At 71.3% G+C, this 20920-nt stretch carries 17 protein-coding genes; 11 read left to right on the top strand and 6 right to left on the bottom strand.

Going from position 1 to position 20920, the window contains the following annotated elements:
• The first annotated feature begins 262 nt into the window (after window positions 1-262).
• Entirely contained in the window at window positions 263-1144 is an 882-nt protein-coding gene (locus tag AC3RX0_RS01645) for a hypothetical protein (protein WP_491504204.1), read from the top strand.
• Between the two features lie 136 nt (window positions 1145-1280).
• Here AC3RX0_RS01645 and AC3RX0_RS01640 read toward each other — a convergent pair whose 3' ends face one another.
• Window positions 1281-2729, bottom strand: a complete 1449-nt coding sequence (locus AC3RX0_RS01640; protein WP_491504203.1) for an NAD(P)H-quinone dehydrogenase — start codon at window positions 2727-2729, stop codon at window positions 1281-1283.
• Between the two features lie 116 nt (window positions 2730-2845).
• Between AC3RX0_RS01640 and AC3RX0_RS01635 the strand changes: the two genes are divergently transcribed.
• The 3 genes from AC3RX0_RS01635 to AC3RX0_RS01625 all read left to right on the top strand — a co-directional run bounded on the left by AC3RX0_RS01635 (window position 2846) and on the right by AC3RX0_RS01625 (window position 6111).
• On the top strand, window positions 2846-3676 hold the full coding sequence (locus AC3RX0_RS01635; protein ID WP_491504202.1) for a purine-nucleoside phosphorylase: 831 nt from the start codon (window positions 2846-2848) through the stop codon (window positions 3674-3676).
• On the top strand, window positions 3673-5373 hold the full coding sequence (locus tag AC3RX0_RS01630) for a phospho-sugar mutase (protein WP_491504201.1): 1701 nt from the start codon (window positions 3673-3675) through the stop codon (window positions 5371-5373). The genes AC3RX0_RS01635 and AC3RX0_RS01630 overlap by 4 nt, the downstream gene beginning before the upstream one ends.
• A 153-nt stretch (window positions 5374-5526) precedes the next feature.
• The gene (locus tag AC3RX0_RS01625; protein ID WP_491504200.1) at window positions 5527-6111 is read left to right on the top strand and encodes a GNAT family N-acetyltransferase; all 585 of its coding nucleotides are present in this window, start codon (window positions 5527-5529) and stop codon (window positions 6109-6111) included.
• 69 nt (window positions 6112-6180) lie between these two features.
• Here the strand turns inward: AC3RX0_RS01625 and AC3RX0_RS01620 are convergent, their stop codons facing one another.
• Window positions 6181-8085, bottom strand: coding sequence for a BglG family transcription antiterminator (locus AC3RX0_RS01620; protein ID WP_491504199.1), 1905 nt, complete (start codon window positions 8083-8085; stop codon window positions 6181-6183).
• 172 nt (window positions 8086-8257) lie between these two features.
• Here AC3RX0_RS01620 and AC3RX0_RS01615 point away from each other — a divergent pair, with 172 nt between their 5' ends.
• From AC3RX0_RS01615 to AC3RX0_RS01585, 7 genes are all read left to right on the top strand, one after another.
• Complete coding sequence (locus AC3RX0_RS01615; RefSeq protein ID WP_491504198.1) at window positions 8258-8713, top strand: PTS sugar transporter subunit IIB; 456 nt, start codon at window positions 8258-8260, stop codon at window positions 8711-8713.
• The gene (locus AC3RX0_RS01610) at window positions 8710-8982 is read left to right on the top strand and encodes an HPr family phosphocarrier protein (RefSeq protein WP_491504197.1); all 273 of its coding nucleotides are present in this window, start codon (window positions 8710-8712) and stop codon (window positions 8980-8982) included. The genes AC3RX0_RS01615 and AC3RX0_RS01610 overlap by 4 nt, the downstream gene beginning before the upstream one ends.
• A gap of 22 nt (window positions 8983-9004) precedes the next feature.
• Window positions 9005-10702, top strand: a complete 1698-nt coding sequence (gene ptsP, locus AC3RX0_RS01605) for a phosphoenolpyruvate--protein phosphotransferase (RefSeq protein ID WP_491504196.1) — start codon at window positions 9005-9007, stop codon at window positions 10700-10702.
• A 28-nt stretch (window positions 10703-10730) separates the two neighbouring features.
• Window positions 10731-12401, top strand: a complete 1671-nt coding sequence (locus AC3RX0_RS01600) for a PTS mannitol transporter subunit IIBC (protein WP_491504195.1) — start codon at window positions 10731-10733, stop codon at window positions 12399-12401.
• A gap of 124 nt (window positions 12402-12525) precedes the next feature.
• The gene (locus tag AC3RX0_RS01595) at window positions 12526-12966 is read left to right on the top strand and encodes a PTS mannitol transporter subunit IIA (protein ID WP_491504194.1); all 441 of its coding nucleotides are present in this window, start codon (window positions 12526-12528) and stop codon (window positions 12964-12966) included.
• Window positions 12963-14111, top strand: a complete 1149-nt coding sequence (locus tag AC3RX0_RS01590; RefSeq protein ID WP_491504193.1) for a mannitol-1-phosphate 5-dehydrogenase — start codon at window positions 12963-12965, stop codon at window positions 14109-14111. Before AC3RX0_RS01595 ends, AC3RX0_RS01590 begins: the two co-directional genes overlap by 4 nt.
• Before the next feature lie 105 nt (window positions 14112-14216).
• A complete protein-coding gene (locus AC3RX0_RS01585; RefSeq protein ID WP_491504192.1) occupies window positions 14217-15302 on the top strand; it encodes a DUF559 domain-containing protein in 1086 nt (361 codons plus the stop codon).
• A gap of 126 nt (window positions 15303-15428) precedes the next feature.
• Here the strand turns inward: AC3RX0_RS01585 and AC3RX0_RS01580 are convergent, their stop codons facing one another.
• Genes AC3RX0_RS01580 through AC3RX0_RS01565 form a run of 4 tightly spaced genes read right to left on the bottom strand, consistent with a single transcriptional unit; the run spans window position 15429 to window position 20702 of the window.
• Window positions 15429-16418, bottom strand: a complete 990-nt coding sequence (locus tag AC3RX0_RS01580) for an ABC transporter permease (protein ID WP_491504191.1) — start codon at window positions 16416-16418, stop codon at window positions 15429-15431.
• On the bottom strand, window positions 16415-17350 hold the full coding sequence (locus AC3RX0_RS01575) for an ABC transporter permease (protein ID WP_491504190.1): 936 nt from the start codon (window positions 17348-17350) through the stop codon (window positions 16415-16417). The genes AC3RX0_RS01580 and AC3RX0_RS01575 overlap by 4 nt, the downstream gene beginning before the upstream one ends.
• The gene (locus tag AC3RX0_RS01570; RefSeq protein ID WP_491504189.1) at window positions 17347-19038 is read right to left on the bottom strand and encodes a dipeptide ABC transporter ATP-binding protein; all 1692 of its coding nucleotides are present in this window, start codon (window positions 19036-19038) and stop codon (window positions 17347-17349) included. Before AC3RX0_RS01570 ends, AC3RX0_RS01575 begins: the two co-directional genes overlap by 4 nt.
• Window positions 19035-20702 (bottom strand): ABC transporter substrate-binding protein, encoded by a 1668-nt coding sequence (locus AC3RX0_RS01565; RefSeq protein WP_491504188.1) that lies wholly within the window; start codon window positions 20700-20702, stop codon window positions 19035-19037. Before AC3RX0_RS01565 ends, AC3RX0_RS01570 begins: the two co-directional genes overlap by 4 nt.
• Window positions 20703-20920 lie beyond the last annotated feature (218 nt).

The raw sequence follows: 20920 nt of genomic DNA, 5'->3' as shown, positions 1-20920 counted from the left end.
CACCGCCGGGCTGTCCGGTCACCGCCGGGTCTTCGGTCGTCGCGGGGTCTTCGGTCGTCGCCGGGGTCTTCGGTCGTCACAGATGGCGGGTCCTATCGCGAAAGGCCCGTCATATGCGACGACTGAACGACGGGGGTGACGGTTCGCGCCCCGAAGAGGCAACCCGATGCGGTCACCCGTCACGTCAGCGGACGACAACGGATGACGGTCGAAACCCCGACGTGGGGGCGGGATGCCGCAGCCCGGCCGGTACTGTCATCCCATGCGGATGCGTGTGGCCCGGGTGGGGCTCGCGGGGGCGGTGCTGCTCGGCGCGGGGACGACGGTCGCGGCGTGCGCGCCGTCGCCGGGATACGAGACGGCCGCCGCGGTCGGCTGGGCCATTATGCAGGCCGATCGTGAGCCGGTCGCGACCAACGAGCTCGCCCGCGCCGTGGTGCGCGCCGACGCGACCGCACGCCAAGACGGGACCACGGTCAGGCTCAAGGAGCCATCGGTCGTCACGAACGTGCGCGTGCGGTGCTACGGCGACCAGACCATCTGGGTCGAGGCGCGTGTGCGCGGCGAGCAGAAGCGGGCGGGCAAGAGCACCGTGGCCGGTGACACGGTCGCCTGCGATCGGAAGGATCACGTCATCGGACTGCCGGACGTTCCCGACCTGCTCGCCTCGTCGGTCATGCTGCGCGCGTTCGCATCCATTCCGACGGCCACCGTGATCGCCGTCGAAGGGTCCGTGTCGACCGACCCGTGGGAGGGCTACTTCGACGAGGCCGCGACCGATCCTGCCCAGCAGAGCGCCATGAGCATGTACGGCACGTTCGGCCCTCGTGACGCCGTTCACATCGTCAGCAGCACGGACGTCAGCATCCCACCAGGCCATCATGTCGTGGAGCTGACGTGTGCGGGGCCGACCGTGGTCACCGTCAGCGCCTGGCCGACGCAGTCCGACGGCGGCGGCGCCGAGAGGGACGCCGACGTGATCTGGTCGGACGCGGCCTGCCCCGCCACCGTGATCCTCAAGATCGACACGACCGATGGCGGGATCGGCGTCAGCGCCGACAGCCACGGCGAGCAGGGCGCGTTCCTGCTGCGCGTCGATCCCGGCACCGCGATCGAGGCGCCCGACACGTCCGAGAACGGGTGAGCCGGCGCCGGGCCGCTCACAGACCTCGGAGCATCGCGCGAACTTCGGATGATTCCGGCGGAATCATCCGAGAGCCCTGAGATCCTCCGAATGCTGTGAATCGAAACAGCGTGAGCGATGAGCCGCAGTCGCCCGCTCAGGACCCGATCGGCGGCGCATCCACGACGTGCATGGCCCGGGCGACGTCGGTGATCATGCCCGACAGCGACGGGTAGACCGCGAACACGCGCGAGAGCTGGTCGACCGACAGTCGCCGCTCGACGGCGATGGCCACCGGGTAGATCATCTCCGACGCGCGCGGGCCGACGATGACGCCGCCGATCACCGTGCCGCTGCCGGCGCTCGCGATGATCTTGACGAAGCCGTCCTTGATGCCCATCATCTTGGCGCGCGGGTTCGCCGTCAGCGGCAGCTTGTGCGCGACGCCGTTGACCAGGCCCGCCTCGATGTCGGCCTCCTGCCACCCGACCGTCGCGATCTCGGGCGCCGTGAAGATGTTGGACGTGATCCGCCGGCGCTCGAGCGGGATCACGACGTCGCCCATCGCGTGGAACACGGCGGTGCGTCCCTGCATCGAGGCGACGGATGCCAGTGGCACGAACGTCGTGCAGTCGCCGGCCGCGTAGATGTTCGGCACGGACGTGCGCGCGACCCGGTTGACCTGGATGTGCCCCGACTCGGTCATCTGGACGCCCGCCTCTTCGAGACCGATGCCGGCCGTGTTGGGGATGGAGCCGACCGCCATGAGGCAGTGGCTGCCGGTGACGACCCGGCCGTCGGTGAGGGTCACCTCCACGCCGGTGCCGGTGTTGACGACCTTCGCGGCGCGCGACTTCGACAGCAGGTGCATGCCGCCGCGCTTGAAGACCTTCTCGAGCACGGCCGCGGCATCCTTGTCCTCCCCCGGCAGCACCTGATCGCGGCTGGAGACCAGCGACACCTCGGCGCCGAGGTTCATGTAAGCCCCGGCGAACTCGGCACCGGTGACGCCCGAGCCGACCACGATGAGGTGCTCGGGCAGCGACTTCATGTCGTACAGCTGGGTCCAGGTGAGGATGCGATGCCCGTCCGGTCGCGCGCTGGGCAGCTCACGCGGGGCCGCCCCCACCGAGACCACGAGCGTGTCGGCCTCGACCCGGTCGAAGTCGGTGCCGTCCGGGGCGGTCGAGACCACGATCGCGCCCTGCCCTTCGAGCCGGCCGTGGCCCGAGATGATGCGCACGCCGGCCTCCATGAGCGCCGCCCGCATGTCGTCCGACTGCTGGCGCGCGAGCGACAGCAGCCGGTGGTTGACCGCGGCGAGATTGATGGCGATCTCGGGCTTGAGGGGTTTGCCCTCCTTGCCCTTCGCGAACAGCTGCACGCCGAGATCGGAGGCCTGGGCGATCGCGACGGCCGCGTCGGCGGTTGCGATCAGGCTCTTGGAGGGGACGACGTCGGTGATCACCGCGGACCCGCCGACGCCGGCGCGCTCGACCAGGGTGACCTCCGCACCGAGCTGAGCGGCGGCCAGCGCCGCCTCGTACCCGCCCGGACCTCCGCCGAGGATGGCGACGGACTGGGTTCGCTCGAAGCTCAACGACATGGGTTCCATTCTCTCAGTGATCCCCGCCCGTCAAAACCGCCCCCGAGGCATCCCTCGATCACGCGCCCGCGCGGTCTCGGTATCGCCGTGTCTGCGCACGGCAGTACCGTAAGGGGATGAGCAATGCCGACAACCCGCTGGACGATCTGAGCGCTGACCCGTTCGAGATCGCCCGTGCCGCCGCCGCCGACATCGCACGCCTCACCGGCGTCGCACAGCACGACATCGCCCTGACCCTCGGCAGCGGGTGGGGCAAGGCCGCCGACCTCGTCGGCGAGACCGTGGCCGCCGTCCCCGCCACCGAGGTCACCGGCTTCAGCAAGCCGGCGCTCGAGGGACACGTCGGCACGTTGCGCAGCATCCTGACCCCCTCCGGCAAGCGGGTGCTCGTCATCGGCGCCCGCACCCACTACTACGAGGGCCACGGGGTTCGCCGGGTCGTGCACTCGGTGCGCACCGCCGCCGCCGCGGGCGCCAAGATCATGGTGCTCACCAACGGAGCCGGCGGCGTGAACCGCTCCTACACCCCCGGCCGCCCGGTGCTGATCAGCGACCACATCAACCTCACCGCCGACTCGCCGCTCGAGGGCGCGACGTTCGTCGACCTCACCGACCTGTACGCGCAGCGTCTGCGCGACGTCGCCCGCACGGTCGACCCGGGCCTGCACGAGGGCGTGTACTGCCAGTTCCGCGGTCCGCACTACGAGACGCCCGCCGAAGTGCGCATGGCCGGCATCATCGGCGGCGACATCGTCGGCATGTCCACGGCGCTCGAGGCGATCGCGGCCCGTCAGGCGGGCATGGAGATCCTCGGCTTCTCGCTGATCACGAACCTGGCCGCCGGCATCCAAGAGACCCCGCTCAGCCACGAAGAGGTGCTCGAGGCCGGCCGCGCCGCCGAACCCGTGATCTCGGACCTGCTCGCCCGCGTCGTGGAGGCGCTGTGAGCGTCCGCGACGCCGCCCGCGCCTGGCTCGCACAGGATCCCGATCCGGCCACCCGCGCCGAGCTCGAAGACCTGGTGGGGCGCGCCGACGCCGGAGACGTGGATGCCGCGGCCGACCTCGAAGCCCGCTTCGACGGCCGGCTCGCCTTCGGCACCGCGGGGCTGCGCGGACGACTCGGCGCGGGCCCCCAGCGCATGAACCGGGTGCTCGTCGCGCAGGCAGCGGCGGGTCTTGGCGCCTATCTGCTCGAGAAGTCGGGGCCGGATGCCGCGCCCACCGTGGTCATCGGATACGACGGGCGCCGCAACTCCCGCGTGTTCGCGACCGACTCGGCCGAGATCCTCACCGGCGCAGGCCTGCGCGCGATCCTGCTGCCGCGACTGCTGCCGACCCCGGTGCTCGCGTTCGCCGTGCGCCACCTCGGCGCCGACGCAGGGGTCATGGTCACGGCATCCCACAACCCGCCCGACGACAACGGGTACAAGGTGTACCTCGGCGGCGCCGACCACGGCGCTCAGATCGTGCCGCCCGCCGACGCCGAGATCGCCGCGCACATCCAGACCGTCGCCGACACCCGGCTCGTGACCGGGCTGCCCCGCTCGAGCGCGTACGAGACGGCCGACGAAGAGGTCGTGGACGCGTACGTGGATGCCACGGCCGCCGTCGGCGCCGCACCGGCGGGAGCCGCAGGACTGACGTGGGTCTACACTGCGATGCACGGCGTCGGGTGGGAGACGACGGCACGGGTGCTCGAGGCGGCGGGCTATCCCGCCCCGGTCACCGTCACCGCTCAGATCGAGCCCGACGGGGCGTTCCCGACCGTGGCGTTCCCGAACCCCGAGGAGCCCGGCGCGTTGGACCTCGCGTTCGAGACGGCGCGTGAGGCGGGCGCCGAGCTGGTGATCGCGAACGACCCCGACGCCGACCGGCTCGCGGTCGGGGTACCGGATGCCGCAGCCGAGGGCGGCTGGCGCAGGCTGAGCGGCAACCAGATCGGCCTGCTGCTGGGCTGGCGCGCGGCGCGCGCGTTCGCCGAGGCGAGCGGGGCCGGCGGCGCGGCGGGCGGCGGTGCCGGCAATGCGGCGCTGGCGTGCTCGCTGGTCTCGTCGCCCGGCCTCGGCGCGGTCGCGGCGCACTATGGACTCGGGTTCCACGAGACGCTCACGGGATTCAAGTGGATCTCGCGCGCGCCGGGCATCGTGTACGGGTTCGAAGAGGCGCTCGGCTATCTCGTCAACCCTGCGACGGTGCGCGACAAGGACGGCATATCGGCAGCGGTCGCGATCCTGGACCTGGCGGCCGAGGCCCGCGGACAGGGTCACACCCTCGTGGACGTGCTGGCCGAGTTCGACGCGACCTTCGGTGCGTTCGCCAGCGATCAGATCTCGATCCGCGTCGACGACGTCTCGATCATCGCGCGGATCATGGCCGGTCTGCGCGCGCAGCCGCCCGCGCGCCTGGGCTCTGTCGAGGTCACGGCCGTCGACGATCTCGCGCAGGGGCACGGAGATCTGCCGCCGGGTGATGTGCTGCGGATGCGGCTGGCCGACGGCGCCCGCGTCGTCGTGCGTCCGTCGGGCACCGAGCCCAAGCTCAAGGCGTACCTGGACGTGCGTGCCGAATCGGCCGCTGACGCGGCATCCCGCCTCTCGGCCCTGCGGACCGCCGTCCAGTCCCTGCTCGACGCCCAGCGCTGATCACGCTGCGGCCGCGGGGGCCGCTGTGCGTGCGACAGCCCGGCGCGGCTGCGCAGAACTCCCCAGGTTGTGCGCGTCGCGGAGGGCGAACGCGGCGCGTAACGAGCAGACCGCACGCGAAACGCCGTGCGGAGGGAGCATTAGGCTCAGGGCGTGGACTTCGCACAGAGCGTGACCCTGGAGAACCCGTTCGTGCGGCTCGAGCCGCTCAGCCACGCGCACGCAGGCGACCTCGCCGAGGCTGCGGTGGGGCTCGAGTCCGCCTGGTACACGACGGTGCCTGCGCCGTCGGACGTGCCCGCCGAAATCGCGCGGCGACTCGCATGGCAGGCCGAGGGCCGCATGAACCCGTTCGCGATCCGGCGCCTGAAGACCGGGCGCATCGTCGGCATGACCACGTACTGCAACATCGACCAGCCGAACCGGCATGTCGAGATCGGCTACACGTGGCTCGGGCTCGAGGCGCAGCGCACCGAGGTCAACCCGGCCGCGAAGCACCTGCTGCTGCAGCACGCATTCGAGCAGTGCGACGCGATCGCGGTCGAGTTCCGCACGCACTGGCACAACCGACAGTCGCGCACGGCCATCGAACGACTGGGCGCCAAGCTCGACGGCGTGCTGCGCAATGCGCGGATCCTCCCCGACGGGAGCCTGCGCGACACCGTCGTGTACTCGATCCTGCCGCACGAGTGGCCCGCGGTCCGCAACGGCCTGCGGGCGCGGCTCGACCGGCACTGAGGCGGGTACCGTCGTCTCGACCCGTCCCGCTCGCTCAACGACCGAGACGCCCAGCGAGCGCGCGTGCGGTCAGCCGTCGATCACGGCGACGAGTTCGTCCAGGAACGTCGAGAATTCGCCGCCGCGGCGCACGATCCGCTGCACGGACTCGTGCTCGCTGAACACCTCGACCAGCTGCTCGAAAACGGTCTGGAACGCTTCGCGGTCGGCCTCCGAGAACGCGACGAGCGCCACGACGTGCACCCGTGCGTCGCCCCAGGCGATCGCGGGCTCGGCGATCCCGACGGCGATCATGGTGCGCGTGGCGGTCATGCCGATGGCGTGCGGCACGGCGAGCGCGTCGGTGAACGCCGTGGACGACAGCCGCTCGCGCTCGATCGTGCGCTCGACGTAGTCCTGGTCGATCACGCCCTGCGCGACCAGCATCCCGCCCAGCGTGCGGATGATCCCCTCTTCGGAGTCCGCCGCCAGCGGTGAGACGAACGCGGCGGCGTCGACGTAGCGCTCGAGCTCGCCGCGCAGCCCCGCCAGTCGCCGGCTGCGCCGGATCCGGGATGCCGCGGCCTGCACGCGATCGACGTCGGCCTCGGTGAGGAACGGCTGGATGCGCACGACGCGCTCGCCCAACGGCGGAGCGTCGACGGTGCTGAGGATCAGATCGGTGTCGATCGCGTCCCAGTCGGGGTCCATGCGGGTCTGCAGGTCGACCACCTCGATCGACTGGCCGAGCGACCGGTCGACGCTCGAGCGCAGCAGCTCGTGCATCTCGTAGTACCCGGGGCACACGATGGTCGCGCTCAGCAGCTGCGCGGCCCTCCTGCTGCGCTCGAGTCGCCCGCCGACGTGGATCGCGATGTAGGCGATCTCGTCGTCGGGCACGGCGATCCCGAGCCGGTCGCGCAGGCCGCTCGCGATCGAGACCGCGATGTCGAAGATCATCGGATACGTCGACTTCAGCGACCGGGCCAGCGGGTTGCGCGACCACGCCTGCTCTTCGGCGCGCCGGCGCAGGTTCTGCACGTGCAGCGCGAGCCGGCGGATGAAGTCCTCGTGCACCAGGTCGACGAGGAACTGCTCGGCTGCGGCGGTGACGAGGTCGCGCACGACCTCTTCGACACCTGCGTCGGCGGTCGGTCGCGCGGCCGGACCCGGGGTGACGACGCGGGTCAGCAGCAGCATCGCCAGGTGCTGCCGGTCGCCGCCGCCGAGCTGCACGCCGAAGTGCCGCTCGACCAGCACCGCCAGCAGGTCGCCGATCTCGTCGGCCGCGTCGCCCGCCGACGAGATCGCCGCTGCGAGCGCGCGCCCGTGCGCCACCCGGTCCACGGCGATCGCGATGTGCGCGAAGACGTCGGCGATGCCGAGCTCGTTGATGTAGTAGCCGCGTTCGCCGAGCTCGGTGCGCAGCGCGTTCTCGAACGCGCTGAACCGCTCGGCCCCCGGTGCATCCTCGCCCAGGGCCCGGCGCAGCGCGACGGTGTCGAACGGGCCCGCGTCCATCTCCTCGTGCACCAGGCGGCTGAGCAGCCGCCGCTTGGCGCTCTCGGGGCCGTGCAGGCGCACGCGCGATCCGCTGCGGGCGAGCACGAGCGCCGGGTCTCCCAGCAGCGCGCGAACGCGGGCGAGGTCCGCTTCGACGGTGGCGCTGGACACGTGCAGCCGGTCGGCGCTCTCGTGCACGTCGACGCCGTCGTCGTCGTCGAGCAGGTCGCGCACGAGCGTGTGCAGCCGGTCCTGCGGGGTTCCGGCATCCATCACCTCGGCGCGCAGCGCCGCGGCAGCGTCCGGACCCGCCCGGTAGCCCTGCGGCCCGGACTCGACGGCCGTCCCCGCCGCGCGGGCGTTCAGCGCCGTGACGTACGAACGCACGCTGCGCGGCGTCACGCCGAGCGCGTCGGCCAGGCGGGCCGCCGTCACCCAGTCGCCGTCCTGCGTCAGCAGCGACAGCAGGCGGTCCTGTCGCGCTCTGGTCACGGCCGTCCCTCCTGCCGCCGTCGTCGGCGGCCCGTGCGGCACGCATGACGCACGCCGTCGCACCAGTCAACCACGGGCGCCGACACCGCACGCCGTTTCCGCCCCACCGGAAACAGATCTGGTTGTCGGCGCGCGAAGCGCCCGGCCACAATGGCCACGAGGAGGCAGGTCGATGAGGATCGTGGTCCTGTGCGGGGCGGGTGCGTCCAGCACGTTCGTCGCGCAACGGCTGCGTCGCGCGTTCGCCGAGCGCGCGCTCGCGCACACCGCGCGGGCGGTGCCGCTGCCGGCCGTGCCGGAGTGCCTCGACGACGCGGACCTGCTGCTGGTCGGCCCGCATCTGGCCGACCGGATGGACGCACTGAGAGTGGATGCCGCGGCCCGCGGTGTGCGCGTCGTGTCGCTGCCGTCCGACATCTTCGCCGACCTCGACGGCTCGCGCACGCTCGCGATCGTGACCGACGCGGCGGAGGCGGCTACGGTCGCAGGCGGCCGTGCACACCCCGCGGCGCCCGCTCACGCCCGGCACGCCGCCGAGCCCCCGCAGCACGCCGAGCCCGCGCGCCGCATCGACCCCCCGCACCACATCGACCCCGCGGCCGCGGGCCCACGAAGGGAACACCCATGACGCTGTCCAGGACCTTCCGGATCGGATCCGCCCACGGGCTGCACGCCCGCCCCGCGAAGCTGTTCGCCCAGGCCGCCAAGGACGCCGGCATCCCGGTGACGATCGCCAAGGGCGACGGCTCACCGGTCAACGCCGCGAGCATCCTCGGCGTGATCGCACTGGGCATCGACCAGGGCGACGAGGTGACCCTGGCCGCCGACGGCGACGGCGCCGAGACGGTGCTCGACGCGCTCGGCGAACTGCTGACCACCGACCACGACGCCGCTTGAGGCGGCGACAGGCGAGGACGACATGACGACCGCAGACATCACGATCGTGCACGGAGTGGGCATCGGCCAGGGCGTCGCCCAGGGCCCGGTCGCCCGCATGGCCGAGCCGCTGCCCGCCCCGGCCGACATGCCCAGCACGGCCGGCGTCGAGGCCGAGCGCGCGCGGGCGGCCGACGCGGTGAGCGCGGTCGCGCGCGAGCTCGAGGACCGCGGCGCCCGCGCCGGCGGCGCAGCGCAGGAGGTGCTCGAGGCCCAGGCCATGATGGCCGAAGACCCGTCGCTGGCCGACGAGGTCGAGACGCGCGTGGCCGCCGGCAAGACCGCCGAGCGCGCGATCCACGAGGCGTTCGCGACGTTCCGCGACACGCTCGCGGCGATGGGCGGCTACCTCGGCGAGCGTGCCGCCGACCTGGACGACGTCGCCCAGCGCATCATCGCGCGGCTGCAGGGGGTTCCGGCTCCTGGCGTTCCCGAGCCGGGGCATCCCTTCGTGCTCGTCGCCCGCGACCTCGCCCCCGCCGACACCGCACTGCTGGATCTGGACATGGTGCTGGCCCTGGTCACCAGCGACGGCGGCCCCACCTCGCACACCGCGATCCTCGCGCGCGAGAAGGGCATCGTCGCCGTCGTCGGGGCGGCCGAGGCAACGGCGCTGACCGACGGTCAGACGGTGATCGTGGATGCCGCGGCCGGCGCGGTGCTCGCAGACCCCACGTCCGACGACCTGGCCGCGGCCGCCGCCCGTGCGAGCGCACGCGCGGCCGCGGCATCCGCCCCCATCACGCCCGGAGCACTTGCCGACGGCACCCCGGTGCCGCTGCTGGCGAACCTCGGCAAGCCCGCCGACGCCGAGGCGGCGCGGTCGCTCGGCGCCGAAGGCGTCGGGCTGTTCCGCACCGAGTTCCTGTTCCTCAGTGCCGACGAGGCGCCGACGGTGGCGGCCCAACGGGCCGAGTACGAGCGGCTGCTGGCCGGGTTCGCGGGCCTCAAGGTCGTGGTGCGGCTGCTGGACGCCGGCGCCGACAAGCCGCTGTCGTTCCTCAACGACAGCGACGAAGAGAACCCCGCCCTCGGTGTGCGGGGGCTTCGTGCACTGCGCGCGCACGAGAACATCCTGCGCGACCAGCTGACGGCGCTGGCCGAGGCGGATGCCGCGACCCGCGACCGTGGCGAGGGCGCCGACCTGTGGGTCATGGCACCGATGGTGGCCACGGTCGAAGAGACGCGCTACTTCACCGCCCTGGCGCGCGAGCACGGCATCCGCACCGTGGGCGTCATGGTCGAGATCCCCGCCGCGGCCCTGCTGGCCGACCGGCTGCTGGCCCAGACCGACTTCGCCTCGATCGGCACGAACGACCTCACCCAGTACACGATGGCCGCCGACCGCGTGCTCGGCCCCGTCGCGGGCTACCAGGACCCGTGGCACCCGGCCGTGCTGCGGCTCGTGGGCGAGGTCGGCGCCGCCGGACGCGCCCTCAGCAAGCCCGTCGGCATCTGCGGCGAGGCGGCGGCCGATCCGCTCCTGGCGCTCGTGCTGGTGGGCCTGGGCGCCACCAGCCTGTCGATGGCGCCGGCCGCCCTGGCCGACGTGCGGACCCTTCTGCGTGAACACAGCCTCGACGACGCGAAGCGCGTGGCCGAGGCATCCCTCGCCGCCGACGATGCCGCGACCGCCCGCGCGGCCGCACTCGCCGCGGCATCCTCCCCCACACCGGCGTGAGCCGGCACACCAAGAGAAAGAGACAGCCATGACAACGGCGTCACCTCCCGTCGCCACCGGCGGCGGCAAGAAGGCGCAAGTCGCCGTCCAGCGATTCGGCACGTTCCTGTCCGGCATGATCATGCCGAACATCGCGGCCTTCATCGCCTGGGGATTCATCACCGCCCTGTTCATCGCGACCGGCTGGCTCGGCTGGTGGCACCCGATCGCGCCGATCCTCGGCGGCTTCGGCAACGCCGACCAGACCGGCTGGGCGCACGCGATGACCCAGCTCGCCCAGGCCGCCCAAGGCGGGGCGACGTTCCCGCAGTACGTCGGCCTGGTCAGCCCCATGATCACGTACCTGCTGCCGCTGCTGATCGCCAACACCGGCGGCCGCATGGTCTACGGCGAGCGCGGCGGCGTGGTCGCGGCGATCGCCACCGTCGGCGTGATCGTCGGCACGACCATCCCCATGTTCATGGGGGCCATGGTCATGGGTCCGCTCGCGGCGCTGCTGACCAAGTGGATGGACCGGATCTGGGAGGGCAAGATCAAGCCCGGGTTCGAGATGCTGGTCAACAATTTCAGCGCCGGCATCCTCGGCATGATCCTGGCCGTGGTCGGATTCTTCGTGTTCGGCCCGATCATGACCTGGCTCAGCGACGGCCTGGGCGCGATCGTGAGCTTCCTCACGACCAACGGCCTGCTGCCGCTGCTGTCGATCATCGTCGAGCCCGGCAAGGTGCTGTTCCTGAACAACGCGATCAACCACGGCGTGTTCACACCGCTGGGCACGCAGCAGGCACTGGACACGGGACGCTCGCTGCTGTTCCTGGTCGAGGCGAACCCGGGGCCGGGCGTGGGCATCCTGCTCGCGTTCACGTTCTTCGGCGTCGGCATGGCCAAGGCGAGCGCCCCCGGCGCGATCATCATCCAGTTCTTCGGCGGCATCCACGAGATCTACTTCCCGTACGTGCTGATGAAGCCGATCATCGTGATCGCTGCGATCGCCGGCGGCATGACCGGTGTGGCCACGAACGCGATCTTCGGCAGCGGCCTGCGGGCGCCCGCGGCTCCCGGGTCGATCATCGCCGTGCTCATCCAGACCTCGGGCGAGAGCAACTTCGGTCCCGGATGGGGCTACGTCGGCGTGATCCTGTCGGTCGTGCTGGCCGCGACCGTGTCGTTCCTGCTGTCGTCGCTGTTCCTGCTGCGCACCCGCAAGCGCGACCTGGCGCTGGAGGGCTCCGGCGACCTGTCGGCGGCGATCGCGCAGACCGAGGCCAACAAGGGCAAGTCGTCGCAGGCGCTGGCGGGTCTGCGCAGCCGCACCCAGGCGAACGCCGAGGGCGAGGGCGAGGGCGAGGGCGACCAGACCACGACGGGCGCTGCGGGCGCCGGCGGCGTGCTCACCGAGCAGCGCGTGGACAGCATCGTGTTCGCGTGCGACGCGGGCATGGGCTCGTCGGCGATGGGCGCAAGCGTCCTGCGCAACAAGATCAAGAAGGCGGGCATCGAGGGTGTCACCGTGGTCAACAAGGCCATCGCGAACCTCGACGGCTCGGCCGACCTGATCATCACGCAGAAGCAGCTCACCGACCGCGCGCGGGCCAAGGCGCCCGGGGCGATCCATGTGTCGGTGGACAACTTCATGAACTCGCCGAAGTACGACGAAGTGGTGGACCTGGTGCGCGAGCAGCACCAGGATGGGCGATAGTCCGCCGCGGGGTCGGGCAGGCATGCGCCCCCGGCCCCGCGGCCCTCGCCGGGTGCGATGAACCCGCGGGCGCGATCGCAGGACGGACGGTCGCAGGAGTCGCAGGAAGAGAGAGGGACGGAAGATGGCACGCGAGGTTCTCACGGCCGGGCAGGTGCGCATCCATTCGGACGGCGCCACCCGCGACCAGGCGATGAAAGAGGCCGCCGACATGCTCGAGGCGGCCGGGGCCGTCACGAGCGCGTACTACGACGCGATGCAGCAGCGCGAGCGCACGGTGTCGACCTACATGGGCAACGAGCTGGCGATCCCGCACGGCACGAACGAGACGAAAGAGGCGATCCTCGACTCCGCCCTGTCGGTGGTGCGCTACGACGGGGGCGTCGACTGGGACGGAGAGGCCGTCACGTTCGTGGTCGGCATCGCCGGCAAGGGCGACGAGCATCTGGACATGCTCGCGCAGATCGCGATCCTGTTCTCGGACGAGGACGAGGTCGCCCGGCTCAAGGCCGCGGACACGCCCGAAGAGCTGTTCGGGCTGCTCTCGAGCGTGAACGCGTCATGAAGGCCGTCCACTTCGGAGCGGGCAACATCGGGCGCGGCTTCGTCGGGCTGCTGCTGCACGAGGGCGGCTACGACCTCGTCTTCTCGGACGTCGCCACGGCCCTGGTCGATGCCATCAACGCGGTCGACTCGTACACCGTGCACGAGGCCGGCGGCGGGGGCCGCGACACGGTCGTAACGGGGTTCCGCGCGATCGACAGCGCGCAGGATCCGGATGCGGTGGCCGACGAGGTCGCCACCGCCGACGTCGCCACCACCGCCGTGGGGCCGACGATCCTACGGTTCGTCGCGCCGCTGATCCTCGAGGGGCTGCGCCGCCGCCCGCCGGACGCACCGCCGCTGCAGGTCATGGCGTGCGAGAACGCGATCGGGGCGACCGACGTGCTGCAGGGCGAGATCGCGGGTGCTGCGGGCGACGAGTGGGTCGCACTGTCGGCGCGCGCCGTGTTCGCCAACACCGCGGTGGACCGCATCGTGCCGGCCCAGCCCGAGGGAGCGGGCGTGGATGTCACGGTCGAGCCGTTCCACGAATGGGCGATCGAGCGGGGGCCGTTCGGCGACCGCCCACCGCACATCCCGGGCGCCCATTTCGTCGACGAGCTCGCCCCGTACATCGAGCGCAAGCTGTTCACGGTGAACACCGGCCACGCCGCCACCGCGTACTTCGGCGCGATCGCCGAGATCGAGCGGATCTCGGACGCCCTGGCCGAGCCCGGCATCGCCGCCCGGGTGTCGGCCGCGCTCGAAGAGACCTCGGCCCTGCTGGCGGCCAAGCACGGCCTGGATGCAGACGAGCTCGCCGACTACCGGGCCACGATCCTCGACCGATTCCGCAATCCCGCGCTGCCCGACACCGTCTGGCGCGTGGGGCGGCAGCCGCTGCGCAAGCTGTCGCGGCACGAGCGGTTCATCGGACCCGCCGCCGAGGCCGCCGAGCGCGGCCTGCCCACGTCCGCGCTGGTCGAGGCGATGGGCGCCGCCCTGGCGTTCGACGACCCCGAGGACGCCCAGTCGGTGGATCTGCAGCGGCTGCTGCGCGAGCTGGACGCCGACGCGTTCACCGGCGAAGTGACCGGGCTCGCGGCATCTCACCCCCTCTACCCGGCCGTGCGCGCGGCCGTCGCCGCGCACCAGGTCGGGCTGTAGCCCGGTTCGAGACCGGGCGCCGCGTAGCCCTGTTCACAACTCATCCAATCGACGCCGCACTTGTCGTTTCGGGCGCAGTTTCGCCTCCGAAAACAACCAGATCGGATGAGTTGTGAACAAGCCGGCTGCCGGCCGTCACGCGCACGGAGGGTTGCTGCGTCACCGCCTCCTCCACCGCGACGGCAGAGCCTCAGGTTATCCACCGATCTGTGTCGGGCGATCCCACGCGCCGCGCCTTCGGTCTGTCATGGTCGTATGGAAGACGAGTCGATCGACGATGAGCAGACCACCACACGCGAGAAGACACCCCTCGAGCTGGCCGCGACGATCCTGCCCGCGACATTCCTGAGCCGCGCGGCGCTCGTGGAGCAGGGGCTGAATCGCCGCGAAATCACAAGCCTCGTGCGCGACGGGCAGATGGTGCGGCTGCGACGAGGTCGATACGTTCCGGTGGACACCGCCGCGAACCTGATACGCGCCGGCCGCCTCGGCGCGCGGCTGGACTGCATCTCACTGCTGAGCGAGCTCAAGGTCTTCGTGCACACGCACAGGGAGCTTCACGTCCACGTCGAGAATGGCAGCACTCGGCTGCCGGCGCCCGGCGACGACGTGATCCGGCATTGGCGCCGCTCGTCGTGCGAGTCCGACGGCCTCGCCGCAGACATCGTCGGCGCCCTGGCGCAGTCGGTGCGCTGTCAACCGCTGCGGGAGGCGATCGCCACACTCGACAGCGCGTGGCACCACGGGCTCGTCGACGAGCAGAAGATCAACGATGTGTTCAACCGGCTCCCCCGCCGGTACCGCCGACTGCGCAGCCTGCTCGACCGCCGTGCGGAGTCCGGCCCCGAGACCCTGATGCGACTGATGTTGCGGGGCCTGGGCTGCCACATCGAGTTGCAGGTGTCGATCACCGGCGTCGGACGCGTCGATTTCGTCGTCAACGGATGGTTGATCATCGAATGCGACAGCAGGAAACACCACGAAGGATGGGAGAACCAGAAGAAGGATCGACGTCGCGACGTCGCGGCGGCCGGGCTCGGCTATACGACGATCCGGCCCCTCGCCGAAGACATCCTCTACAACAGCGAGAAGGTCCTGGCCTCACTCAGACGAGTCCTTGCGCACGGGCCCGCGGCGAACGGTGTTCACAACTCATCCAATCCGAAGGCGCGCGGGCGGAAATCGGCCTGAACTGCGCTCTCGGGGCCGAGATCGACGGAGTTGTGAACGCCGCGGCACCCGACCGCCACGACCGACAGCGGCCGGAGCCGGCGGACGGCGACCCGGCCGCCGGCGCCCGCACCGACCCGAACGGACTCAGGAGGTCTTCACGCGAGGGTCGACGAAGCCGTAGAGCAGGTCCACGACGAAGTTCGCGAACACGATCAGGAACGCCGCGAACAGGGTGAACCCGATCACCAGCTGCAGGTCGAGGGCGTGCACGCCGTCGATCAGCAGCGCGCCGAGCCCCTGCATCGAGAACACCTTCTCGGCGATCACGGTGCCGCCCAGCAGGCTCCCGAGGTCCAGTCCGAAGATCGTCACGACCGGGATGATGGCGTTGCGCAGTCCGTGCCGCACCACCACCCGCGGCTCGCCGAGCCCCTTGGCCCGTGCGGTGCGGATGTAGTCCTGCCCCATCGACTCGATCATCTCGCCGCGGGTCAGGCGCGCATAGATCGCCGCGCTGATGAACGCCAGCGTGCACCACGGCAGCACCAGGTGCAGGAACCACTGCCCCGGATCCTCGGTCAGCGGCACGTATCCGCCGGTGGGCAGCCACTGCAGCGTGAACCCGAAGATGAGGATCGCCAGCAGCCCCACGAGGTAGCTCGGCGCCGAGACGCCCGCGATCGCGAGGGTCATGACGCTGCGGTCGATCCAGGTCCCCCGGCGCAGCGACGAGATGACTCCCCCGGCCACTCCGATCAGCAGCCACAGCACGGCCGCGCCGACGGCGATGGATGCCGAGACGGGGAACCGCGAGACGATCAGGTCGGTGACCGACGCGTTCTGCTGGAACGAGTAGCCGAAGCAGGGCGCCGCGCACACGACCGCGGCATCGCCCGACCCGAACGTGCGGCCGGCGACGATGCCCCACAGGAACGCGCCGAGCTGCTGCCACCACGGCAGGTTCGTGCCCATGAACTCCTGCGCCCGCGCGAGGTTGTCGGGCGTGCACGGCTTGCCGCAGCTGAGCTGGGCGGGGTTCGAGGGCAGCAGGTAGAAGATCGCGAACGAGATCACCGCCACCACGAGCAGCACGAGGATCATGCCGGCGAGGCGCTGCAGGATGAATCGCGTCATCGCCGGGCTCCCTTCGGGTCGAGTGCGTCGCGCAGCCCGTCGCCGAGCACGTTGAACGCGAGCGTGATGAGGAACAGCGCCACCCCCGGGAACACCAGGTACATGGGGCTGACCTGCACCCAGCTGACGGCCTCGCCGATCGTACGGCCCCAGCTGGGGGTGGGCGGTGGCACCCCGACGCCCAGGAACGACAGCGCCGCCTCGAACCCGATCATCGAGGGCACCATGATCGTCGTGTAGACGATGATGGTCGCCGACACGTTCGGCAGCACCTGACTGACGGCCACGCGCCAGCCTCCGGCCCCCATGGCGGTGGATGCCGTGACGAACGCGCGTTCGCGCAGCGACAGCACCTGGCCGCGGACGACCCGCGAGATCGAGGGCCAGCCGAACAGCCCGATGATGATGATCATGAACAGCGGCCGCGGGAACGCCGTGGGCACGATCGCCGTCAGCGCGATCATGAACACGAGCGTCGGGAAGCCGAACATGACGTCCACCACGCGGCTGCCGATCCGGTCGTACCAGCCGCCGAAGAAGCCGGTCGTCAGCCCCACGAACACGCCGATGAGCACCGACAGGACGGTGGCGCTGATGCCCACCAGCAGCGAGATGCGCGCGCCGTAGACGACGATCGAGAACAGATCGCGCCCGGTCAGCGGCTCGACGCCGAACCAGTGCGCGGCGCTGATGCCCCCGCCGAAGCCGACCGGGGCACCGGACTCGTCCAGGAGGTCCAGATGGTAGGTGTACGGGTTCTGCCCGGTGATGCCGCTCAGCAGCGGCGCGAAGACCGCGGCCAGCACGAAGACCACGATGACGATCGCCCCCGCGGTCGCCCACGGGTCGCGCAGCACGGAACGGGCGATATGCCGGAACCCGGTGCGCCGGGACGGGATGCCGGTGCCCTCGACGGTGTTCGCGACGGTCATGCGATCACCCCGGCATCCTCGTTCGTCAACTGCCGCCACCGGTCGCGGCGCTCCCGCTGCGCGACCGGGTCGGCCACCGGTGCTGCGGCGATGAGCCGCTGCGTGTACGGCTGCTCGGGAGCGGTGAGCAGCTGCCGGGCGGGGCCGGCCTCGACGACGCGTCCGGCCCGCAGCACCGCGACGTCCTGTGCGACCTCCTGCACGACGGCGAGGTCGTGGCTGATGAACAGGCTGGCGAAGCCGAACTCGCGCTGCAGCTGCACGAACAGCTCGAGCACCTTCGCCTGCACCGAGACGTCCAGCGCACTGGTCGGCTCGTCGGCGATCAGCAGCGCAGGCCGCAGCGCCACGGCACGGGCGATGGCGACGCGCTGACGCTGCCCGCCGCTGAGCTCGTGCGGGTACCGCTCGGCGAACGAGCGGGGCAGCTGCACGGCGTCGAGCAGCTCGTCGACGCGCGCCCGGCGCTGGCCGACGGTCAGCTTCGCGTGCAGGCGCAGCGGCTCGGCGATCGCGCGGCCGACCGTGGAGCGCGGGTTGATCGACGAGGCCGGGTCCTGGAACACGTAGCCGATGCTGCGGCGCACCTGCCGCAGCCGGCGGCGCGAGGCGGTGGCGAGGTCGACGCCGGCGATCTCGACGCGGCCCGCGGCGACCGGCACGAGGCCGGCGAGGGCTCGGCCGAGCGTGGACTTGCCCGACCCCGACTCGCCGACCAGTCCGAATGTGCGCCCCGCGTCGATCGTCAGGCTCGCGCCGCTCACGGCATGCACGGCCGTGCGGCCCCACCCGTCGGTGCCGTAGACGATGTCGACGTCCTCGACGTCGACCACCGGTGCGGGGGTGGATGCCGCAGCCCCGGCATCCGGCGCCGCCTGGCCCAATCGCGGCACGGCCTGCAGCAGCTCGCGCGTGTACGGGGCCTGCGGCGCCCCGAACAGCGTGTGCGAATCGGCCCGTTCGACGACGGTGCCGGCGCGCATGACGACGACGTCGTCGGCGAGATCGGCGACCACACCCATGTCGTGGGTGATCAGCAGCACGGCGACGCCGCGTTCGCTGCGCAGGGAGCGGATCAGGTCGAGGATGCCGGCCTGCACCGTGACGTCCAGCGCCGTGGTGGGCTCGTCGGCGATGAGGATCTCGGGGTCGCACGAGATCGCCATCGCGATCATCGCGCGCTGCAGCTGACCGCCGCTCAGCTCGTGCGGGTGCGCGCGGGCGACCCGGTCGACGTCGCGGATGCCGACCGAGGTCAGCAGCTCCCGCACGCGCGCCTGCGCGTCGGCGCGGGAGAGCCGGCCGTGCGTCTCGAGCGCCTCGGCGATCTGCCACCCGATGGTGTACACCGGGTTGAACGCGTTCATCGGCTCTTGGAAGATCGTGCCGATGCGTCCCCCGCGCACGCCCCGCAGCACCTGGGGCGGGGCGCCGATGAGCTGCCGGTCGCCGAGCAGGATGCTGCCGGAGACCTGTGCCGTGGGCGGCAGCAGCCCCAGGATCGACATCGCGGTGACGGACTTGCCCGACCCCGACTCGCCGACGAGGGCCAGCACGCGCCCGGGATGCAGGGCGAAGCCCACCCCGTCGACGACGGTGCGGGCTCCGGCTGTGCCGCCGCTGGTGTCGGCGAACGCGATGCGGACCGCGTCCGCCGACAGCAACGGTGTGGTGGGATCGTGCGTCACTGTCCCAGTGTGACAGTGAGGTAGTTCGGATATGCCGGGAAGGACGCGACGAAGAAGTCCTTCACGTTGCCGCCGGCCAGGAACGACTGCTTCGCGTAGGTCAGCGGCACGATCGGGGCGTCCTGCATGATCCGCTTGTCGGCCTGCGCCCAGATCTGCTGCGCGCCGGCCGGGTCGACGGTCGCACTCGCCTGGGCGATCAGCTTGTCGACATCCGGGTTCGAGTAGCGCGCCAGGTTGTACCCGCCGCCGCCGATCTGGCTGGAGTCGAACAGCGGCTGGATGTTGCCGTTGGCGCTCGGGAAGTCTGGCTGCCAGCCGCTGAGGATCAGGTCGTAGTCGGGGTTGGCGTTCGTCGTGGCGTCGGTCAGCATCGTGTTCTGGTCGAGCGGCTTGATCGTGACCTTGATGCCGGCCCGCTCGATGCCCTGCTGCAGGGCCTGCGCCTGCGCCTGGCTCGAGGGGTCGTTCTCGGCCCACAGCACGAGGTTCAGGTCGGACGCGTGCCCGGCCTCAGCGAGCAGCTGCTTGGCCTTGGCGACATCGCCGTCGTCGCCCGACGGATAGAGGTCGTATTCCTGACGACCGGGGATGCCGGGGGTGATCAGCGTGGTCGCCGGGACCGCGGCCTGCGGCCCGCCCTGCGCGATGATGAACGCCTTCTTGTCGACGGCGTACTCGATCGCCTGCCGCACCTTGAGGTCCTTCAGCGCCCCGCGCTGCGTGTTCATGGCGAGGTAGTTGATGGGGCCGGCGTCGCTGGTGGCCAGGCGCTTCTTGGCGTCGGGATTGCGGTTCACGAGGTTCAGCTCGGCCGCTCCCAGGTACGTCGCCAGGAACGAGTCCTTGGCGCTGCCGGCGTCGCTGATCAGCGTCTGCGTGCTGGTCGAGACATCCTGGCTCTCTTTGAAGACGATCTTGTCGGGGCCGGCCGTGCGCACCGGGTCGGTCTTCGCGTCCCATTCGGTGTTGCGCACGAGCTCGAGCGCCGTGCCCTGCTTGTTCGAGGCGACCTTGTAAGGGCCGGTGGCCACCGGGTTCTCGCCGTACGTCTGCGGGTCGTCCTTGGCCTTGGGCACCGGCGCGAACGCGGGCATCGAGACGATCCACGGCCAGTCGCCGTACGAGGTGTTCAGGTGGAACACGATCGTCTTGGCGTCGGGCGTCTGGATCGAGGCCAGCTCGCCGCCGGTATAGGGGCCCTTGTAGGTGTCGCCGCCGACCAGCAGGGTCTTGTGGTAGCCGAGGCCGCCGGACAGCTCGGGCGCGAACGAGCGCTCGATGCCGTACTTGATGTCCTGCGAGGTGATGGGCGAGCCGTCGGCGAACTTCAGCCCGTCCTTGAGCGTGTACGTCCAGGTCTTGCCGTCGTCGCTGGCCCGGCCGGTGTCGGTCGCGAGGTCGGGCACGACCTTGGCGGGCTTGCCCTTCTCGATGTCCCACGTCGTCAGGCGCCGCTCGATGAGGCCGAGCGTCGTGATCGCGAGGTTCTGGCTCTTGGCCGGGTCGAGGTTGATCTGCGTCGCGGACGTCAGGATCGTGAGCGTTCCGCCCTTGCCGCCGGACGCGCTGCCATTGCCGCCGGATCCGCCCGAGCACGCCGTCAGGGCCAGCGCTGCCGTCGCCGCCAGCGCGATCGCCGCCGCCAGGTGTCGTCGTCTCATGTCATGCCTCTTTCCACTGCGCGTGTGCGCGCCTGCCGGACGCCGCCGATGCGGCGAGCTCTGGGGACTTGTCGGGGCGGGCTGTGATCCCTGCCCGACATGTCCAGCTTGGCGCGGCCCGCGTCTATTCCCGGAATCCGACGAAACGCGGCGTCACGCACAACAGCGACGCACTTCAGCCTTGCGCACCGGTCTCGCGCACCCGCCACGCGCGGCGC

The sequence above is a fragment of the Microbacterium sp. W1-4-2 genome (genome assembly GCF_058349885.2).
Note: the sequence above shows the minus strand (reverse complement) of the source record. Positions and strands in the feature narration are given on the sequence as shown.

Coding starts and splice junctions, on each gene's coding strand:
- AC3RX0_RS01645 (WP_491504204.1), top strand. CDS start 263: ATGCGGATGCGTGTGGCCCGGGTGGGGCTCGCGGGGGCGGTGCTGCTC.
- AC3RX0_RS01640 (WP_491504203.1), bottom strand. CDS start 2,729: ATGTCGTTGAGCTTCGAGCGAACCCAGTCCGTCGCCATCCTCGGCGGA.
- AC3RX0_RS01635 (WP_491504202.1), top strand. CDS start 2,846: ATGAGCAATGCCGACAACCCGCTGGACGATCTGAGCGCTGACCCGTTC.
- AC3RX0_RS01615 (WP_491504198.1), top strand. CDS start 8,258: ATGAGGATCGTGGTCCTGTGCGGGGCGGGTGCGTCCAGCACGTTCGTC.
- AC3RX0_RS01610 (WP_491504197.1), top strand. CDS start 8,710: ATGACGCTGTCCAGGACCTTCCGGATCGGATCCGCCCACGGGCTGCAC.
- ptsP (WP_491504196.1), top strand. CDS start 9,005: ATGACGACCGCAGACATCACGATCGTGCACGGAGTGGGCATCGGCCAG.
- AC3RX0_RS01600 (WP_491504195.1), top strand. CDS start 10,731: ATGACAACGGCGTCACCTCCCGTCGCCACCGGCGGCGGCAAGAAGGCG.
- AC3RX0_RS01595 (WP_491504194.1), top strand. CDS start 12,526: ATGGCACGCGAGGTTCTCACGGCCGGGCAGGTGCGCATCCATTCGGAC.
- AC3RX0_RS01590 (WP_491504193.1), top strand. CDS start 12,963: ATGAAGGCCGTCCACTTCGGAGCGGGCAACATCGGGCGCGGCTTCGTC.
- AC3RX0_RS01585 (WP_491504192.1), top strand. CDS start 14,217: ATGAGTTGTGAACAAGCCGGCTGCCGGCCGTCACGCGCACGGAGGGTT.
- AC3RX0_RS01580 (WP_491504191.1), bottom strand. CDS start 16,418: ATGACGCGATTCATCCTGCAGCGCCTCGCCGGCATGATCCTCGTGCTG.
- AC3RX0_RS01575 (WP_491504190.1), bottom strand. CDS start 17,350: ATGACCGTCGCGAACACCGTCGAGGGCACCGGCATCCCGTCCCGGCGC.
- AC3RX0_RS01565 (WP_491504188.1), bottom strand. CDS start 20,702: ATGAGACGACGACACCTGGCGGCGGCGATCGCGCTGGCGGCGACGGCA.